Below are 23,453 nucleotides of genomic sequence, written 5' to 3'. Positions count from 1 at the left end.
CGCCGCGCGGTCGAGAAACCGGAGTACCCGCCATGGAAGGCACCATCGAAAAAGCCACGAAGCCGTCGGCCGAGCCGGGGGCCGCACCGGGCAAAGCGCAGCGCATGCTGGTTCTCAGCGGCAGGTACGGAACCCCCGCGGTCCTCGTCCTGCTCCTGATCGGCTTCACCGCGGCCAGCCCGCAGGCGTTCATGACCGGTCAGAACCTGCTGAACATCCTCAACCAGAGCGCCACGCTGGCCATCGTCGCCGGCGGCCTCACCCTCCCGCTGGTGGCGGGAAAGTTCGACCTCAGCTTCGCCGCCGTGGTGAGCCTGTCCGGCATCCTCGCGGTCGGCTTCCTGGAGCGCAGCGGACTTCCGTGGTTCGCCGCCGTACTGCTCGCCCTGGCGGCCGCCTCGATCATCGGGCTGGTCAACGGGCTGCTCGTCGCGTATCTGCGCATCAATCCGATCGTCGCCACCCTCGGCACCAGCACCATGCTGCTGGGCGTCAACTATGCCTACTCCAACGGCACACCCATCACGCTCGCGCCCGGCCCGTTCACCGACATCGCGCGTGCGTCCGTGCTGGGCATCCCCGCTCCCATCATCCTCACGGCGATCGTGCTGGGCGGCCTGTGGGTCGCGCTGAACTTCACGCTGCTCGGACATCACATGCAGGCGGTGGGCACCAATCAGGTGGCCGCCCGCATGGCCGGCGTACGGGTCGCCCGCATCACCGTGATCGCCTTCGCGATCTGCGCGCTGTGCGCGGGCCTGGCCGGCGTCGTGCTGGCGGCGCGCATCGGCAGCGGACAGGTCACGGCCGGCGACGGCTACCTGCTGAACGCGTTCGCCGCGGTCTTCCTCGGCGCGTCCGTGCTCAGGGACGGCGATTTCCACATCCTGGGCACGGTCGTGGGCGTCCTCATCGTCACCGTCACCTTCAACGGACTGTCCCTGCTGGGCGCCCAGTCCTACGTCCAGTTCCTTTTCCAGGGCGGGATTCTGGTGGCCGCCACGGCCTTGAGCAGTACCAGCCGGGGCATGCTGCTTGCTTCGGTACGGCACTGACAGACCCTGCGGCCTTCGAAGTGCGACTCCCACCTTGACCACCGGCGAAATGAATGCCCGGCCGCGTCCTGCGTTGGGCCAACCTGGAGCACACGGGCGCGTCGATCGCCACCAAGGCGGAGCGGGACCCGCTGTGCACTCCGGAGGCCGTGCGCGCGATGGCGCTCAGCTACCTGGGCGGCGGCGCGCCGCTGAACAGCCACCCCCTTTTCCGATCCCCATCGTTGTGAGAGGCACCACCATGAGCAACACCGAAACCGAGAAGCGGATCAAGGTCAACGGAACCGAGCTCTTCGTTCGCGACACGGGAGAGGAGGATCTTCCCGTTGTGCTGGCTCTCCACTCGCTGTTCCTCGACGGCCGCATGTTCGAGGGCTTCAAGGACGCCGCCGCCGGCAGGTACCGGGTCATCCGCCCAGACTTCCGGGGTCAGGGCCGGAGCGCGGCGGCCGAGGGCGACTTCATCCATCTGGACACGGTCACCGCCGACGTCATCGCCCTGGCCGAAGCCCTGGGTCTGAAGCGGGTGCACCTGCTCGTGCAGTCCATGGGCGGGGACGTGGGCTTCCGGGTGGCGGTGGCCCGGCCCGCACTGGTCAAGTCGATGATCGTCCTCGGCTCGTCCGCCTGCTCCGAGCCCGCCGATCAGCTGGCGGTCTTCCGGGAATGGGTGGACAACGTCGGCCGGCAGGGCTTCGTCGGCGACGTGCTCCAGGAGACCATGGAGATCATGTTCGGTGTCACCACCCGCAACGACCCCGCCAAGCAGGACATCGTCAAGCTGTGGGAGTCGCGGATCGCCGAGGTTCCCAAGACCCTGCGTCCCGCCATGGCGGGGGTCATCGAACGCGGCACCGCCGTTCATCTGCTTCCGCAGATCAGCGTTCCCGTCTTCATCGTCTCCGGCGAGGAGGACAAGCCGCGGCCTGTCCCGTGGCAGGACGAAATGGCCGAGCACCTGCCGAACGCGACCTTGTGGCGGCTGGAGAAGATCGGTCACAGCCCCATCTTGGAAGCACCGGACGTCGTCCTTCCCCGCCTGCTCGACTTCCTGGATGGGGTGGAGAGGTCCGGCCCGGGGACCGACGATAGTTGAACAGGCGAGATCCCCAGTCCGGGACCCCTATCGGCGCGACGCGGGTTGAGCGCCGCGCGGCTAGCTCGGCCGCAGCGCGGACGAACACGGCGAGTGCGCGATCACGGCGCTCCTCGGGCCAGGTGGCGATCAGGGTCGCCTGGCAGGCCGGCGCAGTAGGGGACCTGCGCCCCCGCGCCCGGACCAAGATCGTTAATGTGGCGCGGATCGCTGACCTGACCACAGGTGGTCGATGCCGGCTGCGACAGCCTGACCCACTGCACCTGCCCTGACTGCCCGCTGCCCTTCGCCGACCCCGCCCGCCACACCGACCAGGGGGCCACCTTCACGTTCATTCCCATTGGTCTTTCCGGCGCTGTGTCGAGACCGTCGGATCGGCTCCGACCTACTCGTGACGGCGCCGGATGGCGGCGCCGGTGGACCGAAGGAAGGCTCGCGATGAGCAAGGTGGTGCTGGATGTGTCGATGTCCCTGGACGGCTTCACCACCGGACCGAACGTCCGGAAGGAGGAGCCCATGGGGGACGGCGGCGAACGGCTGCACGAGTGGATGGCCGGGAATGGCCCGGACGGCGGGGTCGACATCGGCATCCGCCGACAGGTGGACGCGGCCGTAGGAGCGGTCGTCATCGGACGGCGTACCTTCGACCTCGGCTTGGGCCCGTGGGGCGGCACGCCGTGGCCCGGCGTCCCGAGCTTCGTGGTCACCCACCGGACCAGGGAGGACCTGCTCGGCGACAACGGCGGGACGTTCGCCTTCGATGGGCTGGAGGCCGCAGCCCGACGTGCCAAGGACGCCGCAGGGGACAAGGACGTCCTGGTGCTGGGGGCGGACGTCGCTCGGCAGTTGCTCGCCGCGGGCCTGCTCGACGAGGTTTGGCTCCACCTCGTCCCCCTGCTGCTGGGGGCGGGCACGCCGCTGTTCGCCGGGGAGCGGGCCGAGCTGATCCTGGAGGGGGAGCCCGTCGCGGGAAGCGTGTCCGTGACCCACATGCGCTACCGCGTCCTGAAGCCCTGACGCTGCAGCTCCCGATCCACCAGGGTGCGCCCGGCCAGGTGCCGGCGCGCCGGATGCCGACCCGGGCGCGTTCGGCATCTGACCCCGCTCCTCGGGTCGCCGACCGGGTTCCGGAGCCGCCATGAGGAGCGGCCTTTCTACTGGTGTCCCGGGACCGACTCGACCAGGCTGACGGTATAGGGGTGCCGTGGGTTGTCCAGGACCTGGGCGGTGTCGCCGCTCTCGACGATCTCGCCGTGGCGCAGCACGATGGCGCGGTCGGTCATCTGCCGTACCACCGACAGGTCGTGGGTGATGAACAGCATGCTCGTGCCGTGCGCCCGGCGGATCTGGCGCAGCAGCTCCAGGATCTGGGCCTGGACCGACACGTCCAGCGCGGCCACCGGCTCGTCGCAGATCAGCAGCCTGGGCCGGACCGCGAGGGCGCGGGCGATGGCCACCCGCTGGCGCTGGCCGCCGGACAGGGCACTGGGCCTGCGCCCGGCGTAGGAGGCGGGCAGGCCGATCATCTCCAGCAGTTCGCCGGCGCTCTGGCCGGTGCCGCCGACCGCGATCGCCTCCTCCAGAGCGGCGCCGATGGTGAGCATGGGGTTGAGCGAGGAGTAGGGGTCCTGGAAGACGACCTGGACCAGCCGGGCGGCTCGGCGGCGCTCCTTCGCGCTGAGCCGCCGGTGGTCGGAGACGTCGAGGTCGCCGAGGCGGATCGTGCCGCCGGTCGCGGTCTGCAGGCCGAGGATGCACCGGGCGATGGTGGTCTTGCCCGAGCCCGTCTCGCCGATCAGGCCGAGCGACTCGCCTTCGGCGATCTCGAAGGAGACGTCCCGTACGGCCTGTTTCGCCGTGGCACGGGAGACCATCGAGGTGGTGCGGTAGGTCATGCTCAGCCCGGACACGGTGAGGATCGGCGTGCCCGCGGGCGGAGGCGTGGCCGTGGCGGGGGCCGCGGCCCGCTCCCGGCGCTGTCGCAGGCCGGGGCGGATCTCGTCCAGGCGCGTGCAGGCCGACAGGTGGCCTGGGCCGACCGGCGCGAGCGGGGGCCGGGACGCGGCGCACTGCGGGACGTGCCAGTCGCAGCGGGCGGCGAAGGCGCACCGGGTGGCCACGTCGTCGGCCCGTGGGACGCTGCCGGGGATCGCGGTGAGGGTCTCGACCACGTGCGTGACCGGCGGTTCGGCCATGAGCAGGCCGAGCGTGTACGGGTGCTCGGGCACCTCCATGAGCGCCGCCGAGGGGGCGTCCTCCACGACCGATCCCGCGTACATGACCAGGACCCGGTCGCACACGGAGAAGGCCACGCGCAGGTCGTGCGTGATGAGTACGAGCGCCATGCCGCGGTCGCGCTGGAGCTTGTGCAGCAGGCGCAGGATCTCGGCCTGGGTGGAGGCGTCCAGCGCGGTGGTGGGCTCGTCGGCGATCAGCAGGTCGGGGTCCGCGGCGAGCGCGGCGGCGATGGCCACGCGCTGCCGCATGCCGCCCGACAGTTGGAAGGGGTACCTGCCCGCGACCTCGGCGGAGTCCAGGCCGACCTCCGCCAGGCGGCGGGCGACCTCGCTGCGGGCGGTCGCACGGTCACGCCGTACCCGCCGGGGCAGGGACTCGCGGATGTGCTCGCCGATGGTCTGCAACGGGTTGAGCGCGGTGAAGGGGTCCTGCATCACCATGCTGACGCGGGTGCCGCGCAGCGGGCGCAGGTCGCGTTCCCTGCGGCCGACCATGGGGATGCCGTCGAAGACGATCTCGCCGCTCGCGGTGACCCCGGCGGGGAGGGCGGCCAGGACGGCGCGGGCGGTCATGGTCTTGCCGCTGCCCGACTCGCCCACGATGCCCAGGCTCTGCCCGGCCTCCAGCGCGAAGCCGACGTCCCGGACCAGGGTCTTGTCCCCCGCGCGTACGCACAGATCGGTGACGGTGAGAAGTGGGCTCATGAGTGGTCGCCGTTCGCGGAGTAGCGGTCGTAGAGCCAGTCGCCGAGCAGGGTGAAGCAGGTCGCGGTGAGGGCGATCATGGCGCCGGGGGCCAGCGAGATCCACGGGTTGTCCGCCAGCAGGTTCTGGCCGCTCTGGAGCAGGGTGCCCCAGTCGGGTGTGCCGGGCGGGGCGCCCAGGCCGAGGTAGGACAGGCCCGACAGGCCGATCAGGGCGGTGACGAAGTCCAGCAGGAAGGTGGCGATCACGGTCGGCATGATGTTGGGCAGCAGGTGCCTGGCCATGATCCGCCCGGCGGGCAGGCCGAGGGTGCGGGCGGCGTCGATGTACGGCAGGCGGGCCTGCGCCAGGGTGGCGCTGCGGCACAGCCGGATCTCGCTGGGCAGCGAGAGCACGGTCAGCACCAGCACGGCGAACCAGTAGCCGCCGCCCACGACGCCGACCAGCACGATGATCACCAGGAGCGAGGGGAGGGCGTACATCAGATCGGCGAGCCGGTTCAGCAGCGCGTCGATCCAGCCACCGCGGTAGCCGGCCAGGATGCCCAGTGAGGCGCCGAGCACGACCGTGCCGAGGGCCACGACCAGCGGCCCGATCAGGGCGGCCCGGGTTCCCGCGAGGACCTGCGACAGCACGTCGGCGCCGAGCTGGTCGGTGCCGAGCCAGTGGGCGCCGCTCGGTCCCGACACGTTCAGCATCAGGTCCTGGGCGGCCGGATCGTAGGGCGCCAGCCACGGCCCGGCCACCGCCAGGACGGCGACCAGCAGCAGGAAGGCGGCGGCCAGCCGCACCATGACCGGGGCTCTGGCCACGCCGCGCGCGGTGGACGAGACGGTGGCCGCGATCGTCGCCATCAGGCACCTGCCTTCGAGATCGTTCGCGTACGCGGGTCGAGGGCCAGTCCGAGCAGGTCCACCGCCAGGTTGACCACCGCCACCACGGCCCCCATGAGGATGGCGAGCCCCTGTACCACGGGGATGTCCTTGTTGATGACCGCTTGCAGCAGCAGGGTGCCGATCCCGGGCAGGGAGAACACCTGCTCCACGAACAGTCCCGCCGACAGCGTGGCGATCAGCAGCAGTCCGGCGCTGGTCACCACGGGAAGGGCGGAGTTGCGCAGCGCGTAGCGGACCAGGACGCGCGCGGGGCTCAGCCCCCGGATACGGGCGAAGGTGATGAAGTCCTGCTGCATCACGGTCAGGGGTCGCCGCCCTGGTCTGCCGGATGACCACGGCCGACAGGAATCCGGCCAGCGCCGCCGCGGGCATGGTCAGGTGGACGATCCGCTCGCTGAACCCCTCGCCGACCCCGTAGACGGGGAACCAGCCGAGGGCCACGCCGAACACGTACAGCAGCGCGATGGACAGCACGAACGGCGGCGCGCTGATGCAGAACGTCGCCAGGAACGACACGGTCCGGTCGGTGGCGCTGCCGCGCCGGATGCCGGCCGCCATGCCGAGCGGGATGCCGAAGCCGAGCACGAGCACCACCGCGTAGATCCCGAGCTGTACCGAGATCGCCGCGCGGTCCCCGATCAGGGCGAGCACGGCCAGGTCGGTCTGGACGGAGATCGACTGGCCGAGGTCCAGGCGGGCGGCGCCGGTGAGCCAGTGCCAGTACTGGACCAGGAACGGCTGGTCCAGGTGGTACTTGGCCTCGACCGCCGCCAGGAGCTCGGGCGATGGGGGCCGAGCGCCGATCAGGGTCTGCAACGGCGAGCCGGGGCTCGCCGCGAGCAGCGTGAACACCAGGAAGCTGAGCACCAGCAGCAACAGCAGCGTGGCGCCCAGCCGGCGCGCCAGAAAGCGGACGATCGTCATTTGCTCGAACGCACCAGGTCGATCCAGGTGCCGCTCACCTTGTCGTAGAAGCTCGGCGACCGGAGGTAGGTCAGCCCACTGGCCATCGTGTACACGTTCTGGCGGGTGAAGAGCGGCACGTACGGCACCTGCTCGGCGACCTCGGTGAGAACGGCCCGGGTGGCCGCCCAACGCGCTTCCCTGTCGTACGTCGCGGCGCTTTCCGGGGCGAGAGCCGGATAGTTCTTCTCCACGGTGTCGGTGGTGAAGTTCGCGGCGTTGAGGAAGTTGGCCTTCATGTTGGCCTTGCCGACGAAGGAGAACATCAGCCCGGACGGGTCGGGAAGCGTGCTGGTGAACCCGGGGATCACCTGTGGACCCCGACCGGCTGTCCATCGGCGCCGCGTGCTTCAGGGAGCGCTCGCCGTTGCACGTGACTTCCAGAGGACTGGAGTGGCCGTCACGGGCGAAGGAGCACCTCCGGGTGGCTCCCGGGCGACCTTCGGATGGTCCAGCGGCTGACGCCGATGATGACGACCAGAGCCATGTTGGCCGCGATCAACAGCAGTCCCTGTTCGCCGACCCACAGCCAGCCGTGGCCGCCGGTCGTGGCCTTGTCGAACGCGCCCTGCACGACTGCCTCACCCAGCACCCATCGGGTCGCCAGGGCCGCTGCTCCCGGAGCGAGCATGAGAGGCAGGGCCCACAGCCGTTCACCGGTCGTGATCACGGCAGTCTGGGCCGGTGCGCTCAGCACGACCGTCAGGGACAGGAACACGGCCACGCCCAGGCGCCCGGCCTCGGGCCATCACCGTGCTCATCGCCAGGCGCAGAAGGCCGTGCCCACCAGGTCGGTCACCTGTCGTGCCTCGGCGACGGTGTCCGGCCTGGAGGTGGTGTACACCATGACCTGCGTGCCCTTCTCATCGATCCCACGCCGTATTCGCGCGCCCGTCGATTCCGGCGCCCGCACCCGTTCCGCGGACCACTCCGGGCAGGTAACGCTCGACCGGTGCGTCCAGTCGGATCCGCCCCTTCGCCGCCAGTTGCAGCACGACGACAGCCGTGAAGATCTTGGTGGTGCTGGCCACTCGCAACCGCGCGTCCGCGCCCACCATGGGACATCCGGTGCCGAGCGCCGCCGTACCGGATCGGAACGTTGTGGCATGCCCCGTCCAGCTACGCCGCTGGGCGAGCGCACCCGGGAAACGCCGGCTCTCGGTCAGCGCGTCCAGCGACTGCTGCACCTTCTGGCCCTCGGGATCCGCCTGCGCGGCGGCCGGCACAGGGGTGACAGTGCAAACGGCACACAAGGCGGCCGCTGCTGCCACAGCAGCCAGGCCACCGGCCCGACGGGGACGGGAAGCCGCGCGATCGACAGGCATGAGGATCCTCCAGATGGGACGCTTTGTTCGCCCCCGTACGGGAGAGCAGTCGCCGCGGCAGGTATGACGGGAAAATGGAAGACGGTCCGAATGTGCCAGTAGTGAGGCAGAATCCCGTTACCTCAGCCCGGGTCATCACGGCGACAGGAGCAGACCTTGCCGCAGGCGGAGCAACAAGGGATGAGCAAGGGATCGGGAACCGCCTTCGGGATCCTGGGCCCGATGGAGGTGACCAGGCAGGGGCGGCGAATCGTCGTTCCCGCCGCCAAGCAACGCATCGCGCTGGCCACGCTTCTGTTACACCCCAACCAGTACGTCTCCGCGGACCACCTGATCGAGCATATGTGGCACGAAGGCACGCCGAACGACGCAAGAGCGGCGTTGCATACACATATCGCCAGGTTGCGGCACGTTCTCGGCAACCGCCGGGAAGGCAAGCAGCTGATCCACACCCGCCACCACGGATACCTGATTCAGGTCGGTGACGACGAGGTCGACGTCGCCCGGTTCCACGATCTCGTCCGCCGTGCGGAACAAGCGACGGAGCAGAACGCCGAGGCCGGGCTGCTCCGCGCCGCGCTGGATCTGTGGCGCGGGCCCGCGCTCGCCGACGTGCCGTCGGAGTCGCTGCATCGTGACCACGCCGGGCGCCTCGACGAGGAACGGCTGCAGGCGCTGGAACGCTGGCTCGAACTGGCTCTCCAGGCCGGCCGCCACGAGCAGATCGTCGCCGAGCTCCAGACGGCCACCGCCGCGCATCCCCTGCGGGAACGGCTCTGGACGCAGCTCATGCTCGCCCTGTACAGGTGCGGCCGGCAAGCCGAGGCGCTGCAGGCGTACCACACCATAGCGAGCCTGCTGAGAGAGGAGCTCGGCATCGATCCAGGAGACGATCTGCGTCGCCTCCATCAGTCGATCCTGGACGCCGAGCCGGCCCTGATGTCACCAAGGAGCGCTCCCCGGGTCGGCGCCGAACCGGAGCACCAGCAGGAGGGGCCGGCGGAGGTGTGTCCGCGGCAGCTCCCCTCCGACACCGCCGCGTTCACAGGCCGTCTCGGCGAGCTGCGAACCCTGGACGCCCTGCTCCGGCCGTCCGATGACCAGGCGACGCGGATGCCCAGGATCGCGGTGATCGTCGGTACCGCGGGCGTCGGCAAGACCGCTCTGGCCGTTCACTGGGGACACCGGACGAGCCAGTGGTTCTCCCACGGGCAGCTCTACGTTAACCTGCGTGGTTTCGGCCATGAAAGGCCGATCGAGCCGGGGACCGCGCTGGAGATGATGCTGCAGAGCCTGGGCGTCCCGGCCCAGCGGATCCCCGCGGACCTCGACGCCCGGTCGGCGCTCCTGCGTACCATGCTGGCGGATCGGCGTGTCCTGATGTTGCTGGACAATGCGCGCGATGTGGCGCAGGTACGCCCGCTTTTGCCAGGTTCGGACTGCGTGGTGCTGGTCACCAGCCGAGACCAACTGCGCGGCTTGTCCATGCACGGTGATACCTCGCATCTGACACTCGGCGTCTTCTCACCACAGGAAACCGCCGAACTCCTGGCCTCCACCCTCGGCTCGCACCGGACACGGGCGGAGCCGGGAGCGGCGGCGGAACTGGGGCGGCTGTGCGCCCACCTTCCGCTGGCACTGCGTATCGCGATCGCCAACCTCACTCTCGGCCGATTCGACAGCCTGGCCGCCTACGTGGCCGAGTTGCGTGAGGGCAACCGGCTCGCCGAACTGCGCATCGAGGGCGACGAGCAGAGCGCCGTCCAAGGGACGTTGGACCTGTCCTATGCCGCCCTGCGGCCGCACGACCGCGCCATGTTCCGGCTGCTCGGGCTGGTGCCCGGCGCTGACTTCACCGCCGAGGCCGCCGCCGCCCTCAGCGGTTCCGCCGTCGAGCACGCCGGCCGGCAACTCGCGCGGCTCGCCACCGCGCATCTGATCCACGAGTACGCACCCGGCCGCTACCGGTTTCACGACCTGCTGCGCCTGTACGCGGCCGAACGCGCCGAGGCGGAGGAGAGCCCGGAGAGCCGACAGACGGCCAGGCGACGGCTGTACGACTGGTACCTGCGCAGCATCCGTGCCGCCGTCGAACGGAGCCATCCTCACTGGGCCAGGCTGCCCCTGCCCACCGACCGTACCGGTGTGACGGCCGCCGGTTTCGACGACCTCACCTCGGCGACGGCGTGGCTGGCGGCCGAGCATCGCAACCTCGTTGCGGCGGTCCAGCAAGCGGCGCTGTCGGGTCCGCGGCAGGCGACGTGGCTGCTCACGGATGCCATGCGCAGCTACTTCTGGGCGAGCGGGCGTACGGGTGACTGGTTGTCGTGCGCGCGGACGGCCGTCACGGTCGCTCGTGAGGAAGGTGATGTGCCGGGAACGGCGGCAGCCACGCTGGCTCTCGCGGACGCGTACGCGTTCCAGGGACAGTGTGACGAGCTCTCGTTGTACGCCGAGGCATTGTCAGCGGCTGACAAGAGCGGATGGAAGGAAGGGCAGTCCTCCATCCGGAACAATCTCGCCGGCTACCACATGCGGCACGGGCAACTGGCGGAGGCGGTCCGCTGCTTGCGTGACGGCATCAAGCTGGATGAGCAGGATGGCCGTTCGGCCTGGCTGGGTGTCAAGCATGTGAACCTCGGCATGGCCTACGCCCAGCTCGGCCACCTGCATGCCGCCTTCCACCATCTGACTCAGGCTCTTCCGCTCCATGCCGATCGCGATGGCATCATCGCCACCAACCTTGGTGAAGTCTGTCATCTGCTCGGGAGGTTCGACGACGCGCTGAGGCACCTCGATCGAGCGCTGCGTCTTCTCGAAGAGGCCGGAAACCGCACCGTCGAGCCCCACTGCCTGACCGCTCTCACCGATGTCCACTGTGCGCTGGGCCGATACGAGCGAGCACTGGACTTCGGGCGACGAGCACTGGCGTGCAGCCAGGAGATGGAGAACCGCCTCGCCGAGGCGATGGCGCGCAACGCCCTGGGCAGGGTGCACGACCGCACGGGCCATCACGCCGAGGCCATGGATCACCATCTGCGAGCGGTGGAACTGGCCGCCGACGATCATTTCTACGTCAAGGCGGTCGCTCTCACCGGCCTGGCGAACGCGGCAGCCGGCCTGGGTAGGGCCGAGGCGGAGTCCTTCGCGGATCAAGCTCTGAGGCTCGCCCGCGAGCGATCCTTCCGAGTCGTCGAAGGACTCGCTCTCAGCGCACACGCCGACATCGCTCTGGCGGCGGGAGATCGAGCCACGGCAGTCCGGCAGGCGCGACTGGCGTTGGAGATCCACTGCGAGACCGGACACCGCCTGGGCGAGGCGCGGACTCTTCGTACGCTCGGCAACGCCGCGGACGAGGCCGACGCCGTCGCCTATCAGAAGCGGGCGATGCGACTGTTCGAGGAACTGGGCAGCCGGGAAGCCGAACCCGGTCATTGACTCCTCTCCCCCGAGAGGGGAACTCACGCGGGCATGGCTGGGGTGGCCGGGCAGCCGAGTGGTGGCGGGCCCGCTGATGCCGCATCGGCCGAGAGGGCGCAAAGCGCCGTCACCCGGCGCCGGCCGAGGATGTGACGTCGTCGGCGGTGCTGGGCGCCGGCTTCCGGCCGAGCCTGCCGCGGGTAAACGCGATCAGAACGAGTGACAGCGCGCCGTACCCGATCACCATCGCCAGCCAGGTGTCCAGGGACTCGTCGCGTCCGGGGAACATCTGCGGCCAGACCACTTCGAAGACGGCGTTGTTGCTGCCGTGGATCAGGATGGCGACAGGCAGGCTTTCCCTGGTGTGGTTGAACACCCAGGTGATGACGATGCTCATCATGACGGCGGCGACGACGAACAGCGCCATCTCGACGGGGTCGGGTCCGTCCACTGACCAGACGGTGACGAACAAGGGCAGGTGCCAGCCCGCCCACAGCAGGCCCAGTAACACCGATCCGGGCAGCGGGCCGTACCTGTCCTGCATGCGCGGCAGCGCGAAGTCCCGCCAGCCGGGCTCCTCGGCGAGCCCGGCGGTCAGTATCTGCACGATGAGCAGCGGTACGTAGGTGAGGAACACCTCCGCCGCGGGCAGGCGGGCGCCGGCGGCCGCGCCGGGGAGGACGAGCGTGGCCAGGAGCAGCAGTGCCGGGATGCCGGCGAGCGCGAGTGCGTACCAGCGCAGTCCCATGCGCCACCTGAACAGGCGGGCGCGCCACTGCCGCAGGCCGTTCCCGCCGCCGGCGATGGCGGTCACGATGAACGCCGCGGCCAACGGGCCGAGATAGGCGCCGGGCATGATGCCGGCGAGCATGGTGTCGCCGAGCACGACCGGGAACTTCAAGGGCAGGACGCCCAGCCCGTCCTGCGAGAGAAGGTAGGGCAGCCACGCGAGCCAGCTGAGCCCGTAAGCCAGGACGAAGAAACTCGCCACACTGTGCTGTCGAACGATCTGCATGTACCGCAACGCTAGGAAGATCCCACGCTCGGGTAACTCCCGTGGTCCCCCCGATCCGGAGTGTGGTTTCCCCTACCCGCTGCCGGTGATCGACCCCGTTGCCGCCCCGCTCCGCCGGCCGTGTGGACGGTCAACTGGCCGGCGACATGTCCCGGCCGACCCCGGACCCACCGCACAGAGCTCGATTGACAAGCCGATCGACGGCGTCCTCGATCTGGAGAGCGCGCTTCGCCGAATCGAAGCGCTCGGTCGAAACGGAGATCACGACACTGCGTTTCCCGTCGGCGGTGACGCCCGTTCTGGTCATGAAGCCGAGGATGTCCCCGCCGTGCCCCCAATACGTGCCGCCGCAAGGCAGTGGGCGTTGCACCAGGCCGAGTCCGTAGCGGGCGCCTGGCCAGATTCGCCGCAACTCCGTGGCGACGGGAACGGTCTTGCGCATCTCGGCGAGTTCCCGGGGCCGCAGGAGTTCGCCGCCGAGCAGGGCGGTGAAGAAGCGATCGAGGTCCGCCGTGGTGGAGATGAACCCGCCTGAGGCGTCCGCGTCGCGATGCCGGGTGGTGTCGACGAATCCCTCGCTGGTCTTGAACACGCTGTACCCGCGCGCGTGGGGTCGCGGCAGCTCGGCCGATCCCGCGGGCCAGCGGGTGTGCTTCAGGCCCAGCGGCTCGATGACGCGCCGTTTCACCTCCGCATGCCAGGAGCGGCCGGTCGCCTTCTCGATGATCAGGCCGAGTGCGGCGTACCCGGTGTTGGAGTAGAGCCAGCCCTTGCCGGGTGCGAAGGCCGGCTTGTGGCGCATCGCCCTGGAGATGACCTGCTGCGGGGTGTAGGTGTCGTGCCAGTGGCGGCGGTATTGGCGGGAGGACGCGATGGCGGCCGGGTACGGGTAGTCATCGACGATCCCACTGGTGTGCTGGAGCAGGTCGCGGACCGTGATCTTCCGCCCGTCGTTGCCGCGCCCTTTGATCAGCCCGGGTAACCACCGGTCCACAGTGTCGTCGAGTGACAGCTTCCCCTCGCCGGCCAGTTGCAGCACCACGGTGGCGACGAGAGCCTTGTTGCTGGAGCCGATCCGGAAATATCCGTTCGACGGCACCGGGCTCTTGGTCCGGAGATCGGCGACGCCTGCCGTCGCTACGATGCTCCGGCCTCCGCCGGTGACACGCGCCTGCACCCCGGTGACTCCGCCGGCGACGATCCTCTCGGCATCCCGCCGTAGATCCGGCCGGCCGTATTCGGGTGTGGCATTGATCGCGGTGGTCAGCGTGGCGACCAAAGCCAAATGTGTGACGAACATGATCTTTTCCTTCGTCGGCGTACGTGGTCGGCGCGTTCCACGATCGCGGCAGGCGCGCGCCTTGGGCACCGGCCGTTCGACCGATCCAGGCTGGACGATCGGCCGATCGACGGGCGCCGGAGACAGAGAGCCGACAGCCTCCCGACAGGCGCGATTGGTTAGCTGATGCAGGAAGACGGGGGCTTCGCCCACGCCACCGGCGGGGAGTGTTCGACCCCCTTCACCGACCACCGGGAGGCAGTCATGAACGTTTCGTACGCAGGATTCGCCGGCGACCCTGTTCTGGAGCTGGACCAGGCGTTCAAGGTGCACGCCATCAGCGAGGACCGCGTCGGCGCCACCATCAGCTCGGCCACGCGCGTGTGCTCCGGAACGGTGTCCTGCTGTGCTTGATGTTCCCGGGTACGCCCTCGCGGGCGTACCCGCCCCTCTTCGTGCGGCTCCGCTGGCGGAGCGCCGAAGGACCGCCTCCCGTCATCAGCCGGGCGAGGGCGCCAGGGAACGGCTCGCCCGGTGGCGGTCCACGCCACCGTTCGACACCCCCGGGCTCTGGCAACGGCGGCTGGCGGCCGACAGCCTGGACGAGAATGGCCTGCTCGCCCTGTTGACCGATCCCGTCTACACGGGCGAGGAACCGGAGTGGATGGGCATCGTCCACGACAGCGGCTTCCTCCTCGACGGGAGCCCCGGGGCGGACTGGGAGCCGACCCACATCAACCTCCTCTCGACGCTGGTGGCCCCGCTGCTGCGGCACGGCCGCGAGCTGCTGCGCGCCCGGCTCGACGGCCTCGGGAGCACGCTGATCGAGGGGGAGGTGTTCCTGGAGCAGGCGCTCAGGCCGCTGACGGAGCTCGTCCATCGAATGGTCTCCCGTACCGCCGTGGTGGAGCTGTGGGAGGCGCGGGAGACGGGTGCCCTGGGAGAGGGCGGCAGCGAGGAGCGGTTCCGCCGGTTCCTGGCCGCGTACGAGCATGCCGAGGGCCGGGCGCGGCTGCTGGAGAGGTATCCGGTGCTCGTCCGCCAGGTCGCGGTCGCCGTGCGGAACTGGGTACGCGCGAACGCCCTGCTGGCCGAGCGGCTGGTGGCCGATGCGGATGCCCTCGGCGTGACGACCCCCTTGGCCGAGCTGCACAGCGGTCTCGGTGACAGGCACAGGGGCGGGTTCACCGTGTGCCGGCTGCGCTTCCACGACGGTCTCCAGATCATGTACAAACCGCGTCCGCTCGCCGTGGACGCCCACTTCCAGCGGCTGCTCTGCTGGTTCAACGACCATGGCGCCGGCCGCCCGCTGCGGACCATCGAGGTGCTGGACCGCGGGCAGTACGGCTGGGTGGAGTACGTACAGCCGGAACCGTGCGCGGACCGCGAGGCGCTGCACGCCTTCTACCACCGGCAGGGTTTCCTCCTCGCGCTGCTGCACCTGCTGCGGGCCGCCGACTTCCACGCGGAGAACCTGATCGCCGCCGGCGACCAGCCGGTGCTGGTCGACCTGGAGTCGCTGCTCGCTCCCGAGTTGCCGCTGCGCGACACCAGAGTGACGGCGGTCGAGCACGTCATGGGGGAGCTCACCGTCTCCTCCGTCCTGGCCATCGGGCTGCTGCCGCAACCGGCCTGGGCGACTGAGGACGGCACGCTGGTCGACGTGTCGGGCATGGGCCATCCCACGAACCTGAACAGCCCGACGCCCATCCCGTTCCTGGTGGACCTCGGCAAGGACACCATGCGCATCGAGCTGGCGTACAAGCCGATGGAGACGCCGAACCACCGGCCCGTCCCGCCGGACGCCACGCTCGACCTGAACGAGTTCCGCGAAGACGTGCTGGAAGGCTTCACCGAGGCGTACCGGATCTGCGAGCGGGAGCGGGAGGCGCTCGCGGGCGTGCTGGAGATGTTCAGGGGCGACCGGGTCCGAGTGATCGTCCGGCCTACCATGTTGTACGAGGCCATCCTCCGTATCTCCTACCACCCGGCGCTGCTGGGTGACGGCTCCGACCGCGACAGGCACTTCGACGCGCTGTGGCGGGAGACGGCGCACCTGCCCGCGCTCGCCCCGTGCATCGACGCTGAGCGCCGTGACCTGTGGAACAACGACGTGCCGTACTTCAGCGCCACCACCGATGGCGACGCGTTGCTCGCCGCTGACGACGAGCCGGTGCCCGGATTCCCGCTGCGGCCCGCGATGGACGCGGTGCTCGACCGTCTGCGCACGCTCGGACCCGAGGACTACGCCAGGCAGCGCTGGCTGGTGCACGGCACCATCAGCATGGCCGCCGCCAACAGCCACGGTGTCCGGGCCATGCCCGCCTACGCGCTGGAGCCGGTCGCGGGAGAACCGGAGGCCCTCGTGACCGCCGCCGTGGACGTCGGCGAGCGTCTCCGCGAGCTCGCGGTCACGGCGGAAGGGGGAGCCCAGTGGTTCGGTGTCAACACCACCAAGGAGGGCGAATGGTCGCTCGGCCGGTTGCGACCTGACCTGTTCCACGGGCTGAGCGGCATCGCCCTGTTCCTGGCCCACCTCGGCGCGCTGAGCGGTGACGACCGGCACACCGAGCTGGCGCGCGCCGCCCTGGACACGGCCCTCGCACAGGTCAGGCGCGGCCTGTTGGGCCAGGAGCTCGGTATGACCGGGTACGGCGGTTTCGTGTACACACTCAGCCACCTCGCCGCCCTGTGGCAGGACGACCGCCTGCTCGGCCATGCGAGGAGCCTGCTCGAGCCGCTGAACGCCCTGATCGAGACAGACCGCGAGTACGACGTCGTCGGAGGCTGCGCAGGTTTGCTCGTCTGCCTCGACAGCCTGCACGCCCTGAGCCCCGAACCGCGCGTGCGCGACATCATGAACAATGCGGCCCGCCACCTGCTCAACAGCCGTACAGGGCCCGGCTGGCTGTCCGACTCCCTGCGACGTCAGGCAAATCGTCCCATCTCCGGCTTCTCGCATGGCACGGGCGGCATGGGGTGGGCGTTGGGGCGGGCGGGCGAGCTGCTCTCGGAGGACGCCTACGTACGCGCGGGCATCGAGGCCATCCGCTATGAGCAGGAAAGCTTCGACCCCCGCACGGGAACCTTCGCCGAACTGCGCGACCACTCCGCGTTCGACCTTCCGGCCGACATGCCGCCCGTCGCGTTCTGGTGCTACGGCGCGATGGGCATCGGCCTCAGCAGGGTGCTCGCCTCCCGATGGCTGACAGGACCGCTCGCCCAGGCCGAGGTGGACGCGGCCCTGACGACCACCAGGGCCCACGGCTTCGGGTCCAGCCAGTGCCTGTGCCACGGCGACTTCGGGAACATCGAGCTGCTCCTGCAGACGGCCGCCGTCCGGGACGATCCTGGGCTGCGGGCGGAAGCCGTCGCCCTGGCGCACGCCTCCGCCGCCAGGCCGGAGTGGACGTGCGGCACCGTGAGCGGGGTCCAGGTGCCGGGCCTGATAACAGGTCTCGCCGGCATCGGGTACGGCATGCTCCGCGCCGCCAGGCCCGACCGCGTTCCCGCGGTGATCGCCCTGGAACGCCCCCGCTCCGGCCTGGGTGTTTGATCCCTCTCGAACGTGGCCCATCCCATGACCACCGCTGCCGGCTCGGCCTGCACGGCGGCACCCCGCAGGGGATCACCAGGCCCGAGCCGCCCTACCGCACGAACGAGCCCTGCGCGTTGTTCCCCCGAACCGGTGCCCATCACCCGGCGGGGGCGCTCGGCAGCCGGCGGTAGGCGTCGGCGACCATGACGAGCCACTTGATCTCGTCATCGAGCGATCGGCCCGCCTTGACGGGCGGCTGAACGGTTGTTCTGTCCGCGCCGGATCTCTCGTTTCTTTTGAGCGCGTCTGCCAGGGCGGAGGCTTCGGCGGCCGCCAGGCGATGGTCGAGTCGCGTGTGACCGGCCCAGCCGGTCATGCCCAGGGCGAGCATTCCGTCGCATATTTCGATGACCCGGCGGTACAGCCGGTAATCGATGTCGAAGACCGCCAGCAGTTCGCGCCCGCGTGGCTGGTTCAGGGCTATCTCCGGCATGGCCGCCTGCAGCGCCGACCACAAGGGATACAGACGTCGATAGGCGCGCACGCGGCCGAGCCGATCGTGGATCGCTTCGACCGTCCTGCCCAGCTTGGGCAGGGCCAGTCCGACGGCACCGAGGGCCACCGACGCCAGAGCCAATGGTGTGGAGATGACGTTCTCCTCCATCGACGGAGGCTCATCAACGAACCGGGCGACAATATAGAGTCCCTTGAACAGGCAGTAGGCGACCCCGATCGCGGCGGCGGCGGAAACCAGCCGGCCGCCCAGGCGAAGGTACCTGTTGGCGCCGTGCCGCCTTTGGCGCCCGTATCTCCATGCCGCCACCGCGATGTCCGCGCAGGCGACCGCGGTCACGGCGATGAACAGGAACATGTAGTGCGGAATGAACGGCGCCGTCGAATAACGGTCCGCGAACCACAGAGGTTCGGAGACGTCGACGGGCGCGAGGAAGAACAGCACCGCCATCGTGGCCGCGACGCCACCGGCGAGCACGATCCGCCGCCGTGCCCGCCCGGCGGCATCGGGCCGGTCGGGGGCGAGGTGTATGAGCATGACCGTGACCGCGCAGGAGGCGCCGACCGTCGCGAGGTGCTGGATCAGCTTGGCCGCGTTGGGAACCTGCGTCAGCCGGTCGATCGACGCGTAGACCGGTGGTATCCCCACCGTCAGGGCGATGCTCAGTCCGAGACAGGTCACGATCAGGCTGCGTAACGGGCGGGATCGCGGATTCCTGATCAGATCGACCGTCTTCACGACCAGGATGAGCCAGCAGAGTGCGGCGATGCTGATGTGCAGGACACCCCAGGACAATTCAGCTCACTTGATCGATGTCATTCGAGCAACTGCTGCAACATTTGATCACGCGCCGACTCGGCCCGAGCGCTGTCGGCCGCGCTCGCCGGTGCGCGGGTGATGTGCTGAGCCAGCAGGGACGCCAGCGTTTCGGCTTCCCGTTCCTCCTGTACGGTGTACGCCGACCGCCCCAGGATCCGCTGGACCGCGGTCGCCCCGAGATTGGGCAGCAGCAATTGGCGGTAGTCCTCCTCGAGGCCGTGAGAGTGCTCGAAAATCAGGTGCGAGAGCTCGTGCAGGATGATGTGTGATTGATGCACCGGCGACGTGTTGTCGCGGTACATCACGAAATCCATGGCGGGGGTCGCGGCCCAGAGGCCGCAGGGGCCACCGGGCGCGATCCCGCGCAGCGGCATCAGGACGATCGGCCGCTGCCGGACCGACTCCAGATGCGCGCAGAGGGTCTGCACGTTCAGCGGTGACGGAAGGTCGAGCTCGCGCAACTTCGCCGAGCAGATTCTTCGCAGGCTCCTCCGCAACGGCTTGCCCTCTACTTCGCGGGAGGAAGACCCTGCATCTGTCGGATCTGGTCGATGATCGTGAGGATCGCACTGCGGTTTTGCGGAGTCAGATCCTTGCTGCGCAAGGCGATCTGCAGCACGTCGTTGTCCCTCATCGCGACCACGAGTTCGAGCTCGGAGTCGATCTTCGCCGCGATCTCGTCGTCGAAGAAGTAGTTGACGCTCACACCGAAGAACTCGGCCAGGCCCTTGAGGTGGTTGTAGGTCGGGTTGCTGCGCTTGCCGCTGCGCAGAAGCCCGATGTAGGCGTCCGTGATCGATCCGCCCATGGCGACGATGCCCGCTGCGACCTCGGTGTTGGAATACGGTCCTCGCCCACCCGGGTGGATCGTCGCGAACAGGTGATTGAGCTTGTCGGCCAGCGTCCTAGGCCGTTCCTCGACCACCGCACACCTCCCAACTGATGTTTGAGGGCACTAGGCGCTATCCAAACACAGGTTGACACAGCTTGCCTCTGCCAGTCTATGCTCTCCTTACCGCGGGCCCCCACGGGCACGTGCCGGCAGGCATTCGGTCTGCCCGGAGTGAATGGGTGGTTCATGGGGAGACGACGATGAGCGCGGAAGAAGGCAAACCTCGTCCACCTCCGGCGGGCGACACACCACGCACCTAGCCGTCACATCCGTGGTGGCCCTCGCGCGACCTGACCGTTCGCCGCGGTGAAGCGTAGTCCGCCCCAGGGACGTGCGACAGCCGCTTCGCCGATCGCCGCCGTCCAGCCTTCCGCGCCACGGTCGGCCGTTCGGGCCGCTCTTCCTTGAACCTCGGCATCATGTTCGTCTTCCCCTCAAACGGATGTGCCGCTCGACGGGGGATAAACGTCGCCGCCGCGACACCTGCATCGCCGGCGTGTTCTCGACTTGGCATCGGCCCGCTCGTGCGGGTCTCCTGCGCTGATACCGCATCGCACGGGTTCCGCCACGAGGCCGTTGCGCAGCGTACGCCGGAGCCTCCTGGGGGTGGCCACGCCATTCCAGCACGGCGTGGTCGCCGCTTTCGCATCGCGGCGGCACGAGGCTCAGTAACTGAATTCAGGGGAAAAGGGGGCTTCCACACCATGATCCGAGGCCGCGGCCTGCGTTTTGGCGTACTCGGTCAGCTGGAGATCGTCCGAGACACCGCTCCGGTCATCATCGCGTCTCCTAAGCAGCGCATCGCGTTGGCCACATTGCTGCTCCAGGCCAACAAATTCGTGACCAAGGGCGAGCTGGCCGACCGGATCTGGGAGAACGGCCTTCCGGCGAACGTGTGCGCCTCCTTGCACACGCACATGTCCCGGCTCCGGCAGGCCCTGGGAGACGACGGCAGCCTGATCATGACCCGCGACTCGGGCTACTCCGTCTTCGCCACCGAAGAGACGCTCGACATCCTGCGATTTCGCAACCTCGTCTCGCTGGCCGCAGAGGCGAGGAGGCGTGGCGACATCGAGCACGAGTCCCGAATGCTGCGCGAGGCGCTGGCGCTCTGGCGCGGCCCTGCGCTGGCCGATGTCGACTCCGAGTCCCTGCAGTGTGAAGTGGTGCCCGCCTTGGAGAGAGAACGCACGCGTGCGCAAGAACGCTGGTTCGACGTGGCGATCGGCCGAGGTGAGCCCGCTGAAGTGATCGTCGATCTGGAGTCGGCCGTGGACGCGCACCCGACACACGAGCGGTTCTGGGCCCAGTTGATTCTTGCCAGATCCCAGGCAGGACGCCCGGCCGAGGCGCTCCAGACATACCAGACGGCTCGCAAGGTGCTTGCCGCGGAACTCGGCATCGATCCGGGCCCGGAGATTCAGCAGGCTTACGAGCGCATCAGCAAGGGTGCGGCCGTACCCTCTGCGAGCGCGCGTGCCAGAGAGGCGCAGACGGTCAGTGACCTCCCGAAACCGGCCGAGTTGCCTGCCGACAACGGCGCCTTCACCGGACGCGCGACGGAGCTCGGGCGGCTGCGCACGCGGCTGACCTCCAGCCGGCCACGACCCGTCGTCGCGATCACCGGCTTAGGCGGGGTCGGCAAGTCCGCCTTAGCGATCCACGTCGCCCATCAGATCGCCGACGACTTCCCGGACGGCCAGCTTTATGTAGATTTGTACGGATCTACGCCTGGCCGCGATCCGCTGCAACCCCTGGAGGTGCTCGGCCGCTTCTTGCGCTCATTCGGGCTCGCGAACCCGGCCATACCGGCCTCGGTCGATGAGGCGGCGGCGCGGTTCCGGTCGGTGACCGGCAGAAGGCGCGTCCTGGTCGTCCTGGACAACGCCCGCGACGTCCATCAGATACGCCCGCTCATTCCCGGAGGTCCCGGCTGCGGCGTCGTCGTCACATGCCGGCGGTCACTCGCCTCTCTGGTCAATGTCGAGCAATGCCACCTCGATGTGTTGTCGCAAGAGGAGGCAGGGCTGCTGTTGTCCCGGCTCGTCGGGAGGGAGCGCGTCGAGACCGAGCGGGAAGCCGCAGCCGCGGTGGTACGGCTGTGCGGCGGGCTGCCCGTGAAACTGTGCGTCGCCGCCGCTCGCCTGACCGCTCGGCCTGAGGAGACCTTCGACGCGTTGAGAGATCGGCTGGCGATGGAACAAGGCCGGCTGCCCGCGACGGCCACTGCCTGATCAGCACCCGAGTCGCCGCCGCATCGGGCGCAGGCGGCCGGGCGAAGTCCTCGCGGTCAGAGCCGGCGCACGCGTGGATGGTGTCCCTGTCCATGGGGGAGATGAGGCCGAGGCGCTGCAGGACATCCGCAGCCTTGTGCCGGCATTCGTACGCCCGGGACTCCCCGAGCGCTGTACGCCCCGTCTCATAGAAGTGCAGCGCGCAGTGCACAGCCGCAGCGGCGACGAGCTCTCGACAGCTCACCTCCGAGCAGGTTCGGACGGCCCGGCGACGAGCAGGCACTACAGCGGACTGTACCTTCGGGCGGCAGCGCACACCATGTCGTCGTCATGGGCTCCAGACGTACCGTCGCGACCATGACGACGAAGACCTGTCCTACTACGGCGGCACCCCCGCGGCCGCCGTCATGTGCGGCGACCGCGCTGCCGAGCGCGTCGGCGGGACACCCCCACCCATGAAGCGCATACCGCACCATGCCGACCGAGCCCGAATCGAAGGGATGATCTTATGCGCGTCGTGCACATCGCCGCCACGTTCGCAGAAGGCGTCGCCGTCCGTTCCCGGCTGCCGGCCATATTCTCCGCGCCGCCCGTCCTCGACGCGGCCGCCGACATGACGCCCCTTCTCCCCTGTAGCGGTGGGATTCCCGGCACGTGGGTCACCGCGCCCCGGCCCGAGCCAGCCCGGCCCGTCACGGAGTCAGGCATGACGATCTACCTGCACGGCGGGGGCTTCGCCTACAGCAACCCGCCGTTGGAACGCATCATGGCCTATCGCCTCTCCCAGGTGACCGGCCGTCCCGCCTTCGCCGTCGACTACCGCCTTGCCCCGGCACACCCGTTCCCCGCGGCCATCGAAGACGTGGTCGCGGCGTACCGCAGCTTCCTGTCCCAAGACGTGCCTGCCGGACGGATACTGCTCGCCGGAGAATCCGCCGGCGCGACCCTGCTGCTGTCGACTCTGCTGGTGCTGGCCCAGGCCGGTGACCCGCTGCCTGCGGGGGCGGTCGCACTGTCACCGGTCACCGACTTCGCCGCGAACCACTGGGCTACCCCGAGCGACCAGGGCTGTGACCCCGCCGACCCTGTCGGCGACCAGTATCTCGCCGGTGCCCGGCCCGACCAGGCGCCGCAATCCCCTCTCTACGGCGACCTCCGCGGCCTCCCGCCCATCCTCCTGGCCGTCGGCGGGGACGAGATCCTCCTCCACGACGCGCGCCGCTTCGCCGAAGCCGCCACCACCGCAGGCGTCGACATCACGCTCGACATCTACGACCACATGCCGCACGCATTCCAGGCCACGGTCGTGTCCCCCGACGCCTGCCACCTGCCCACGGCGACGACCTTTCTGCAGCGCGTAGGGGAGTGGGTGGCCCGGTTCCCAGCGGCGCCCGCCGTCCGGTGACGAGAGGCGCCTCACGGTGGACCTGTACGCCTGCCCGAACATGCACGTGCGGCAGATGGG

The 23,453-nt window shown here is 69.4% G+C and carries 18 protein-coding genes and 2 pseudogenes; 8 read left to right on the top strand and 12 right to left on the bottom strand.

Features of this window, described 5'->3' with window-relative positions; translation table 11 throughout:
- The first annotated feature begins 104 nt into the window (after positions 1-104).
- The 3 genes from HNP84_RS31580 to HNP84_RS31570 all read left to right on the top strand — a co-directional run bounded on the left by HNP84_RS31580 (position 105) and on the right by HNP84_RS31570 (position 3,168).
- Complete coding sequence (locus HNP84_RS31580; RefSeq protein WP_185053596.1) at positions 105-1,055, top strand: ABC transporter permease; 951 nt, start codon at positions 105-107, stop codon at positions 1,053-1,055.
- Between the two features lie 241 nt (positions 1,056-1,296).
- A complete protein-coding gene (locus HNP84_RS31575; RefSeq protein ID WP_185053595.1) occupies positions 1,297-2,151 on the top strand; it encodes an alpha/beta fold hydrolase in 855 nt (284 codons plus the stop codon).
- A 438-nt stretch (positions 2,152-2,589) separates the two neighbouring features.
- On the top strand, positions 2,590-3,168 hold the full coding sequence (locus HNP84_RS31570) for a dihydrofolate reductase family protein (RefSeq protein ID WP_185053594.1): 579 nt from the start codon (positions 2,590-2,592) through the stop codon (positions 3,166-3,168).
- Between the two features lie 137 nt (positions 3,169-3,305).
- Here HNP84_RS31570 and HNP84_RS31565 read toward each other — a convergent pair whose 3' ends face one another.
- The 7 genes and pseudogenes from HNP84_RS31565 to HNP84_RS55365 form a co-directional block, all read right to left on the bottom strand.
- A complete protein-coding gene (locus HNP84_RS31565) occupies positions 3,306-5,093 on the bottom strand; it encodes a dipeptide ABC transporter ATP-binding protein (RefSeq protein ID WP_185053593.1) in 1,788 nt (595 codons plus the stop codon).
- A pseudogene (locus tag HNP84_RS53745) lies at positions 5,090-5,863 on the bottom strand (ABC transporter permease); the annotation flags it as partial. The pseudogene HNP84_RS53745 and the gene HNP84_RS31565, both read right to left, overlap by 4 nt.
- An 83-nt stretch (positions 5,864-5,946) precedes the next feature.
- Positions 5,947-6,285: an ABC transporter permease subunit gene (locus tag HNP84_RS55375; RefSeq protein ID WP_281396333.1), complete on the bottom strand. Its 339-nt coding sequence runs from the start codon at positions 6,283-6,285 to the stop codon at positions 5,947-5,949.
- Positions 6,286-6,358: 73 nt separating this feature from the next.
- Positions 6,359-6,913, bottom strand: a pseudogene (locus tag HNP84_RS56835) (ABC transporter permease); the annotation flags it as partial.
- Positions 6,910-7,263 (bottom strand): periplasmic substrate-binding domain-containing protein, encoded by a 354-nt coding sequence (locus HNP84_RS31550; protein WP_185053591.1) that lies wholly within the window; start codon positions 7,261-7,263, stop codon positions 6,910-6,912. The gene HNP84_RS31550 and the pseudogene HNP84_RS56835, both read right to left, overlap by 4 nt.
- 89 nt (positions 7,264-7,352) lie before the next feature.
- A complete protein-coding gene (locus HNP84_RS31545) occupies positions 7,353-7,676 on the bottom strand; it encodes a hypothetical protein (RefSeq protein WP_185053590.1) in 324 nt (107 codons plus the stop codon).
- A gap of 139 nt (positions 7,677-7,815) precedes the next feature.
- Complete coding sequence (locus HNP84_RS55365; RefSeq protein ID WP_312926179.1) at positions 7,816-8,178, bottom strand: serine hydrolase; 363 nt, start codon at positions 8,176-8,178, stop codon at positions 7,816-7,818.
- A gap of 255 nt (positions 8,179-8,433) precedes the next feature.
- On the opposite strand from HNP84_RS55365, the gene HNP84_RS31535 reads away from it, so the two are divergent.
- Positions 8,434-11,715: an AfsR/SARP family transcriptional regulator gene (locus HNP84_RS31535; RefSeq protein WP_185053588.1), complete on the top strand. Its 3,282-nt coding sequence runs from the start codon at positions 8,434-8,436 to the stop codon at positions 11,713-11,715.
- 109 nt (positions 11,716-11,824) lie between these two features.
- Here the strand turns inward: HNP84_RS31535 and HNP84_RS31530 are convergent, their stop codons facing one another.
- Together HNP84_RS31530 and HNP84_RS31525 are read right to left on the bottom strand one after the other, a co-directional pair.
- The gene (locus tag HNP84_RS31530) at positions 11,825-12,712 is read right to left on the bottom strand and encodes a CPBP family intramembrane glutamic endopeptidase (RefSeq protein ID WP_185053587.1); all 888 of its coding nucleotides are present in this window, start codon (positions 12,710-12,712) and stop codon (positions 11,825-11,827) included.
- Positions 12,713-12,842: 130 nt separating this feature from the next.
- Positions 12,843-14,012, bottom strand: a complete 1,170-nt coding sequence (locus tag HNP84_RS31525) for a serine hydrolase domain-containing protein (RefSeq protein ID WP_185053748.1) — start codon at positions 14,010-14,012, stop codon at positions 12,843-12,845.
- Positions 14,013-14,255: 243 nt separating this feature from the next.
- Between HNP84_RS31525 and HNP84_RS31520 the strand changes: the two genes are divergently transcribed.
- A complete protein-coding gene (locus HNP84_RS31520) occupies positions 14,256-14,405 on the top strand; it encodes a hypothetical protein (protein WP_185053586.1) in 150 nt (49 codons plus the stop codon).
- On the top strand, positions 14,398-17,547 hold the full coding sequence (locus tag HNP84_RS31515; protein ID WP_185053585.1) for a type 2 lanthipeptide synthetase LanM family protein: 3,150 nt from the start codon (positions 14,398-14,400) through the stop codon (positions 17,545-17,547). The genes HNP84_RS31520 and HNP84_RS31515 overlap by 8 nt, the downstream gene beginning before the upstream one ends.
- Before the next feature lie 139 nt (positions 17,548-17,686).
- Here HNP84_RS31515 and HNP84_RS31510 read toward each other — a convergent pair whose 3' ends face one another.
- From HNP84_RS31510 to HNP84_RS31500, 3 genes are read right to left on the bottom strand one after another with little or no spacing between them, the layout of a single operon-like run.
- Positions 17,687-18,838 (bottom strand): MAB_1171c family putative transporter, encoded by a 1,152-nt coding sequence (locus HNP84_RS31510; RefSeq protein WP_185053584.1) that lies wholly within the window; start codon positions 18,836-18,838, stop codon positions 17,687-17,689.
- A gap of 20 nt (positions 18,839-18,858) precedes the next feature.
- Positions 18,859-19,323 carry a hypothetical protein gene (locus tag HNP84_RS31505; RefSeq protein ID WP_185053583.1) on the bottom strand — a complete coding sequence of 155 codons (465 nt, stop codon included), beginning with the start codon at positions 19,321-19,323 and terminating at the stop codon, positions 18,859-18,861.
- A gap of 47 nt (positions 19,324-19,370) precedes the next feature.
- Positions 19,371-19,787, bottom strand: a complete 417-nt coding sequence (locus tag HNP84_RS31500) for a helix-turn-helix domain-containing protein (RefSeq protein ID WP_185053582.1) — start codon at positions 19,785-19,787, stop codon at positions 19,371-19,373.
- A gap of 671 nt (positions 19,788-20,458) precedes the next feature.
- Here HNP84_RS31500 and HNP84_RS31495 point away from each other — a divergent pair.
- Both HNP84_RS31495 and HNP84_RS31490 read left to right on the top strand, forming a co-directional pair.
- Entirely contained in the window at positions 20,459-21,988 is a 1,530-nt protein-coding gene (locus HNP84_RS31495; protein ID WP_185053581.1) for an AfsR/SARP family transcriptional regulator, read from the top strand.
- 706 nt (positions 21,989-22,694) lie between these two features.
- A complete protein-coding gene (locus HNP84_RS31490; protein ID WP_246518972.1) occupies positions 22,695-23,393 on the top strand; it encodes an alpha/beta hydrolase fold domain-containing protein in 699 nt (232 codons plus the stop codon).
- Positions 23,394-23,453 lie beyond the last annotated feature (60 nt).

Source organism: Thermocatellispora tengchongensis (assembly GCF_014202315.1).
GTDB classification, from domain to species: Bacteria; Actinomycetota; Actinomycetes; order Streptosporangiales; family Streptosporangiaceae; genus Thermocatellispora; species Thermocatellispora tengchongensis.
Note: the sequence above shows the minus strand (reverse complement) of the source record. Positions and strands in the feature narration are given on the sequence as shown.